The following is a 6063-nucleotide window of genomic DNA, read 5'->3' as shown; positions in this document are numbered from 1 at the left end:
GATATGTAGCTCCGACCTTGGACCAGGTACGAGAAGTGTTGGAGCTGTTGGAGTAACCAGCCTAGACTTGTGGTCTGATTTTGAAGCATATCTGATCGATGATCCGGAATTCACTAGGCATTTTTATCGGACTCCTAACAACCTCGTGGTTCTGTACCGCACAGGCTGCAGCTGCCACCTGGATAGATACCGATAAAATAACCAATTCTAGAAACTTACAAATGCAAATAGATATAGACTCAATTAGTCACAAAAAAGATTGGATTTACTTTTTACAGAGGATCTACAATCTTGACGACTCGAAAGGATACAAGCCCTGGGATGTAGCAATTAACTGCTCGAAAGGCATGCTTATGGAAAGATTTTCAGGTTCGGAAGAATACGAATCAACTCAGTTTAGGCGCAATGGCAGGTGGTTCAAAGACTTTGTCCACAGAAACGACCCAAGTGACATAATCAGCATGGAGGTCAAACCTGACGAAGATGCGTATAGAGAGAAAACGTATCTCTTAATTTGTAAGAGGTATAAGCGGTAATAGCAAGTCGACCAAGCCCCGCCACGAGCGGGGTTTTTTGTTGTCTGCATGCGTTGTCATCCCAAGCTGTGACTGGTATCTGAGCCTTTCACCAGAGCTTCACCAGAACCTGCCTGCATCCCCACCACATCCAGGCACTGGGTCTCACCAGAAGGGCTGTGATCTTGAAGGAGTCGAGGGGGCAGCACCCCAAACATCACTCACTCAGCTCACTTAAAACCATGCCTGAACTCAACACTGACTACAACAACACTGAACTGCTCGATCAAGAGCTGACTACCGCTGAACTATCAGAAGTATCTGGAGGTAATCCGGACTTAACAAGAACAACTACAGCTATTCAGAAGTATCTGGGAACTATAGAAATATCTGGAGACGGTGAACTAATGAACGGTGGAAAACCGGTTGAGTATATCTGGAGGAAGTTATCTGGAGACTTCTATTGGTCAGAGCGGAACGGCAGGTATCTGGAGGCTCCTTAATTGGTCCTTCAGAGCGGAAACGCAGAAGGTAACTATTCTACAGTTGACTATTGGATTTGAATTTTGTGGGACAGACTAAACACTGAAAGCCCCTTTTTCTGCAGGGGTTTTTTATTGCCAAACTGAAGCCCATAAGAAGGTATAGGTACCACTCAATAAACAACCCTGCTGAGCTTCTAGCGAAGCCCATGACGTGTTGCTATCTCGTGGTACCTACCTGCTACATCCTTGGCACCAGTTAATAAATAAATAAATCACTAATAAACAAATGAAATACAAGCACTATGTAGGACCAAAGAATCCTATTGTCAATGTAGAAACAGATGTCTCCGCATATCCAATCTCTGAAAGAGAGAAGTATCCTTATGGACATAGGATCGCTAAAGACGAAGCTATCTACCTTCTATCTTCAAGACAGTATTGTCGTTTTAAAGACGTGTCTGAAGCTTTTAGCACCTGACACTGATTACTCCAAAATAGGCCGTTTAAATCGCCTAGAACAGGCCTCTGGGGTTATTTTTACTGGGATCTCGGCTACTGGCTTACTGGTATACCTGGACCCAATACATAGCCCTTATGAACCCTTACAACCATAAAAGACAATGGCTAACAACTATACTCAAATCCTTGATGGCATTGATGACCAAATCGCTGACCTGAGGACAACTCAATCTCAATATGAATTGCAGATGGCTGCTCTACAAGCTGCTATCGAAGAGATCCCTTCACGTATTGCTGACCTGGAAGACCTGAAGACACAAACAATGGAACTTCGTGCAACTCAAGTTGATGTGAACTTGAATCTGCACCTGACTGGAACTGCTCTCAAGACAAACAGTACTGCTGTTGGTTCTTGATGTGTTCGTAGAACTCACCAGACTTCTATGCGCTAAAAGCTGAGTCCCTGAATCGGGCTATTTGTTGTATACGCCACCATTGGTATCTGGTAGATCCCAGTTAACTAGGTTTGTATTGCGATTGTCTTTCTTGTACCCGCCACCTTGTGTTCTGATCCCGCCGGATATTTTCTTCATCTCTTCAACTGAGAGTTCATCGTCAGTCTTCTTTTCAGACATAGGAATCAATACTCTAATCTGATTCTAGCTGTGGCTTGTCTTTTAGTCCATCGTCTACAAATTTGTCAGGTTCCGCCTTCTTCACTTGTCCCAAGGGTCGGTTGTAACTTTCATTTCTGGTTCTCCAGCGTTCTGAACCTTTTTACCCTTGAAGTTGTTACTACCGAGTCTGTCTAAGCCCATTCCCCCGCCAGATGCATCCTTCAACTCATCCATTGAGAGTTCTTTGTCGGTGTTCTTTTCGGGCATAGGAATCAATACTCTTATCTCAAGCTAGTTCTGACTCTTGGCTCCTTGCCTGGTTCTAATAAATACTTAACTCAACCTACAGCGGCGTAGTTACTGAACCAGTGCTATGACTTCTGTATTGGCACCTGTCCTATGTCAGAAGAGCAACTCAAAGCTTTCCTAGAGAAAGTCAAAGCAGACACCAGTCTGCAGGAGAAGCTCAAAGCCGCTGCGGATGCTGATGCTGTGGTTTCTATTGCGAAAGAGGCTGGATTTAGCATCTCTGCTGATGACTTGAAGAACGCTCAATCAGAGATTTCTGACGAGGAACTGGAAGGCGTGGCTGGTGGGGTAAGAAGAGGTCCGATAGGGATGACTGGTTGGCACACTTGTGGACAGCCTGAACCTATGGTCTGAGCCTACTCATCAAAGCCCCTGCAACCGCAGAGGCTTTTTACTTCTTCAACCTCGCCAATAAGCTCATAAATCAGCCTCCAATACCTGGCACTAATTAATAATTGACTGGTTGATTTTTGACAAAATTGTGTCTACCCATATCTCTATAGCGCCCGGCCCTGCGGACCCCCATGCCGGGTAGCTGCGGCGGGTGGCTGAGCAGAAAAGGGAGGGGCTATAGAAGAAGGAAAAAGAAGAGAAGAGCGCGGGCGTTGGCGGGCTGGATTTGAGGATTTTTATTTCCTGCCCGCGTCGGCTGGGGCGGGGCACAAGAGGGCTTGACCAAAGAAGGTAGTGATACCAATGGATCTTGGCTGATGCTGTGCTCTATCGAGATGGACATACAGTCCAACTTGCTGAGTAACTGCACTGATGACAGTGACGCTGGACATAGAAAGCAGTACACAGTTACTACTATTGATCATCCATTGATTGCTTGGCGCTAATCAGCAACGAATAAGCGGATTCAAGTTGCGCTTAGGGCACCCGTGCTGTCCATCATCGAGACCTACGCCAAGGAGCAAGGCGTCTCCAATAGCAAAGCCGTCTCAAGACTCGTTGAAGAGGCTCTTGTACGTAGAGGGCTTCTTGATGGCTATTCCTCGTACCTGCCAGGGATGGTTGAAGCCGCCGCTGCCGCCGATGCCCAGCGGCACCGCCAGGACATGGGATACAACCTCCCTGCACCTACACCTCCCACGACATCGATGACCCTTGATGACAAGGAGGCTGAACTTCTTGAGGACCTCAAGCTGCTGAAGAAACTCAGGAAGCTTCGTGAAGCTGGCTTGGACCTCTAAGGGTTCGTTCTACCAACGCACCTAAGGGCCAACTGTGGGGGTCGTTTGTGGGGGTAGTTGTGGGGGTTCCCTTGGGTTACGCCTCAGATAGAACCCAGTCATAGACAGCCTTTTGAGTCCATGCTTTTTGAAACCTCAGACCTGTTTGGTCTATGACTGCCGTGAAGACTGCGAAAGAGGGTCAACCGTACGTAGAGGTTCGGTTTCAGGCCCATCTTCTGGGTCTCATGATTGACCTCTCGACAGTTTTGCTGACTCAGCCTTCGTCGGGTTGGATGTATTCAATGGTGCAATGAATATCTTCTTGCTGTTGCGATCTTGGCTGCAGAGCGAAGCCTTGATGGCAAGCCTTTGAATGCGCTTGATGCTCGCAACTGTTGAGTCAACTTATCGTCTCGTGGTCGTCTCGCTGAAACAGACTTGGCAGACAGTGAGAGCTGGGTTGTTTGTTGGAAGGAAGGCCCTCATGATGCATCGACTTGCCTTGCTTAGGAACCTGAGTCTTCTACATCGGCACCTGAGCCGACGGTGTCATCGAGCGTCTGACCAGGCCGCCACCCTTGTGCCCAGATCTCGCGGCATTTTGCATTTAGGCCATCGCGGTCGAGAGCCCATCCTTTGAGTGCTCGCTCGATGTCTTCCTTGATGTCGGGAGACCCAGGGAAACCGTCATATCGCATCAACAGCCTGGCAGCACTGGTGAGTTGATCCGGTCCTGGTGCACCTTCATGCCCCAGCAAGCTGTCTACAACCTCACGGTCGGTTGCGTAGAGAGGGTGTGTTTGCCCCTTGTCTTCAGTCATATACCAGAGTGTGGCATTGAAACGATCTGGTTGCCTTGTCAGCGATGGAGGCTGCCGGGCAAGTGTGAATGCGGCCACTGGATCATTCGATCAATCAGTTGTTAGGTGCTTGCACTTCAAGGAATAATCCAGTGCTGATCGGTTGATCAGAAGCTTGGTTAATACAGGTCTCGCTTTGTATTTCTTGGGTCTGTGATGCGTATGTTGCAGTCTGCATGTCCAGCGGCGGTGTTGTTGAACGTGTCAACGTATTGATTCATTAACTCTGGATCGTTGCTCTGAATTAATGCGGCTTGCAGCTCTGCTAGATCTTCGCCTACGCCATCACGGCTGAGTTGACCCGCCGCCAGGCCTGAGCAGATGGCTTGAGCTGCTGCTTTGCCCTCGCCGGGAAACACAGTGGTTTGGATGCGTTCGATCACGACTGTGTTCGCCCCTGCTATCAAGGGTTGAGCTGCCAACAGGCTGAGTGAAGCCCACGCGATAGCGCGCATAACTTTTGGGAGAGAGTGCTGTTGTAGTGCTAGCTCGTTTCACCAGCTAAGCCCACCTCCAGCCGGCACGGTTGCCACTATCGGCGATCACTCCTAATCAGTTGATCGTCCACATCCCAACTCATTAAGGATTCTCACCATGGAGCGTCGCACAGTTCCAATCGCTGACATCATCCGTCCGCATCAGTCCATCCTTGATGAGGCCAAATTGAAATATCTGATTGAAAGTATCAAAGAGATTGGGCTCGAGGAGCCGATCGATCTATTGGAGATCGATGGAAAGCTCTATGGTTTCAACGGATGCCACCGGTATAATGCTCACAAGCGCCTAGGACTCAAAACCATCGAGGCAAAGGTGCGAATGGTCGACAAAGCAACGCTTCGGCTCCACTTAATGTGAGCTGGATCTTTGGCTTTGGTCCTACTCCTTGGTCTTGTATCTCGGGATCGTGTTAGAAGGTAGGGTGGCAATGCTAGTTAGACTTCTGCAGGCTTTATTCCAAAAAAAATAGGCGAGACATTCCTGTCTCGCCTTAGGTGCTGTGAATGACTTGGAAAGCTAGTATTTTACTAGAAACTCTTATTCAAGTTTGGCGGAGCTTTGAATCAGATCAGGTCAGCAACTGCTAGTGACTTCGTCAAAATCATTCGTCGAAGACCTTGCACATTGGTGATCCGGGATGAGTGTCACAGATGTCGTCAATCAACTTGTCTCTGTGGCGACTCTCTGGATTGTTTAAGGCTGCATCATGTTTTGGGTCGAACTCTTCGGGTGAATGCTTTTCGTTAGCACTGAATGGTAATTTGTACTCATCATGCTTGTAATTGATTTCAGCCATAGTTCAATGCTCTCGGCGAAACGATTCAACGACTTATTGATCCTAGATAGTTCGACCAGTATCCGTGCTTTCTTTGGCAATTTTTCCAATTCCTCCAGGCTTCGTGTTGAATTCAGCGTCTGTTGTGCTCAGAAGCTCGCTCGTCCACTTGTCTGTACTGGGGCCTAGCCAGCGCCGCGATCCCTGATTCGCGCTCTGGGCAAGGGTCGTGGCGGGGCTGGCACGCTGGCCACGCCTTTGATGCCACGCACAGAAATCGATCCGTGCCCGCTCAAAGCACCATCAGCCTGAAGCGCTGTGAGCCCAGCCACTGACTGGCGTTTGCGCTGTTGTGAGCAAGCTCACAGCT

Annotated in this window: 9 protein-coding genes; 5 read left to right on the top strand and 4 right to left on the bottom strand. The window is 48.5% G+C overall.

Annotation, left to right across the window (positions count from 1 at the left end; translation table 11 throughout):
* Positions 1-757 precede the first annotated feature (757 nt).
* Together DXY16_RS14435 and DXY16_RS10310 are read left to right on the top strand one after the other, a co-directional pair.
* The gene (locus tag DXY16_RS14435; RefSeq protein ID WP_137007086.1) at positions 758-1018 is read left to right on the top strand and encodes a hypothetical protein; all 261 of its coding nucleotides are present in this window, start codon (positions 758-760) and stop codon (positions 1016-1018) included.
* A 602-nt stretch (positions 1019-1620) separates the two neighbouring features.
* Complete coding sequence (locus tag DXY16_RS10310; RefSeq protein ID WP_115121148.1) at positions 1621-1875, top strand: hypothetical protein; 255 nt, start codon at positions 1621-1623, stop codon at positions 1873-1875.
* 57 nt (positions 1876-1932) lie between these two features.
* On the opposite strand, the gene DXY16_RS14850 is transcribed toward DXY16_RS10310, so the two are convergent.
* Both DXY16_RS14850 and DXY16_RS14845 read right to left on the bottom strand, forming a co-directional pair.
* Positions 1933-2094 carry a hypothetical protein gene (locus DXY16_RS14850; RefSeq protein ID WP_170953926.1) on the bottom strand — a complete coding sequence of 54 codons (162 nt, stop codon included), beginning with the start codon at positions 2092-2094 and terminating at the stop codon, positions 1933-1935.
* An 81-nt stretch (positions 2095-2175) separates the two neighbouring features.
* Positions 2176-2343 carry a hypothetical protein gene (locus DXY16_RS14845; protein WP_170953925.1) on the bottom strand — a complete coding sequence of 56 codons (168 nt, stop codon included), beginning with the start codon at positions 2341-2343 and terminating at the stop codon, positions 2176-2178.
* A 132-nt stretch (positions 2344-2475) separates the two neighbouring features.
* On the opposite strand from DXY16_RS14845, the gene DXY16_RS10305 reads away from it, so the two are divergent.
* Both DXY16_RS10305 and DXY16_RS10300 read left to right on the top strand, forming a co-directional pair.
* Positions 2476-2739 carry a Nif11-like leader peptide family natural product precursor gene (locus DXY16_RS10305; RefSeq protein ID WP_115121147.1) on the top strand — a complete coding sequence of 88 codons (264 nt, stop codon included), beginning with the start codon at positions 2476-2478 and terminating at the stop codon, positions 2737-2739.
* A gap of 527 nt (positions 2740-3266) precedes the next feature.
* The gene (locus DXY16_RS10300) at positions 3267-3578 is read left to right on the top strand and encodes a hypothetical protein (protein ID WP_115121146.1); all 312 of its coding nucleotides are present in this window, start codon (positions 3267-3269) and stop codon (positions 3576-3578) included.
* A 488-nt stretch (positions 3579-4066) separates the two neighbouring features.
* Here DXY16_RS10300 and DXY16_RS10295 read toward each other — a convergent pair whose 3' ends face one another.
* Positions 4067-4381, bottom strand: a complete 315-nt coding sequence (locus DXY16_RS10295) for a DUF3288 family protein (protein WP_115121150.1) — start codon at positions 4379-4381, stop codon at positions 4067-4069.
* Positions 4382-4539: 158 nt separating this feature from the next.
* The gene (locus DXY16_RS10290) at positions 4540-4842 is read right to left on the bottom strand and encodes a DNA ligase (RefSeq protein ID WP_244281652.1); all 303 of its coding nucleotides are present in this window, start codon (positions 4840-4842) and stop codon (positions 4540-4542) included.
* Positions 4843-5014: 172 nt separating this feature from the next.
* Here DXY16_RS10290 and DXY16_RS10285 point away from each other — a divergent pair, with 172 nt between their 5' ends.
* A complete protein-coding gene (locus DXY16_RS10285; RefSeq protein WP_115121144.1) occupies positions 5015-5275 on the top strand; it encodes a sulfiredoxin in 261 nt (86 codons plus the stop codon).
* The last annotated feature ends 788 nt before the right edge of the window (positions 5276-6063 follow it).

Origin of the sequence: Synechococcus sp. UW105 (genome assembly GCF_900473935.1) — a bacterium.
Classification (GTDB): domain Bacteria; phylum Cyanobacteriota; class Cyanobacteriia; order PCC-6307; family Cyanobiaceae; genus Synechococcus_C.
Note: the sequence above shows the minus strand (reverse complement) of the source record. Positions and strands in the feature narration are given on the sequence as shown.

Bases quoted from the DNA above. Each gene is read 5' to 3' on its own strand.
- DXY16_RS14435 (WP_137007086.1), top strand. From the start codon at position 758: ATGCCTGAACTCAACACTGACTACAACAACACTGAACTGCTCGATCAA.
- DXY16_RS10310 (WP_115121148.1), top strand. From the start codon at position 1,621: ATGGCTAACAACTATACTCAAATCCTTGATGGCATTGATGACCAAATC.
- DXY16_RS10295 (WP_115121150.1), bottom strand. From the start codon at position 4,381: ATGACTGAAGACAAGGGGCAAACACACCCTCTCTACGCAACCGACCGT.
- DXY16_RS10305 (WP_115121147.1), top strand. From the start codon at position 2,476: ATGTCAGAAGAGCAACTCAAAGCTTTCCTAGAGAAAGTCAAAGCAGAC.
- DXY16_RS14850 (WP_170953926.1), bottom strand. From the start codon at position 2,094: ATGTCTGAAAAGAAGACTGACGATGAACTCTCAGTTGAAGAGATGAAG.
- DXY16_RS10285 (WP_115121144.1), top strand. From the start codon at position 5,015: ATGGAGCGTCGCACAGTTCCAATCGCTGACATCATCCGTCCGCATCAG.
- DXY16_RS14845 (WP_170953925.1), bottom strand. From the start codon at position 2,343: ATGCCCGAAAAGAACACCGACAAAGAACTCTCAATGGATGAGTTGAAG.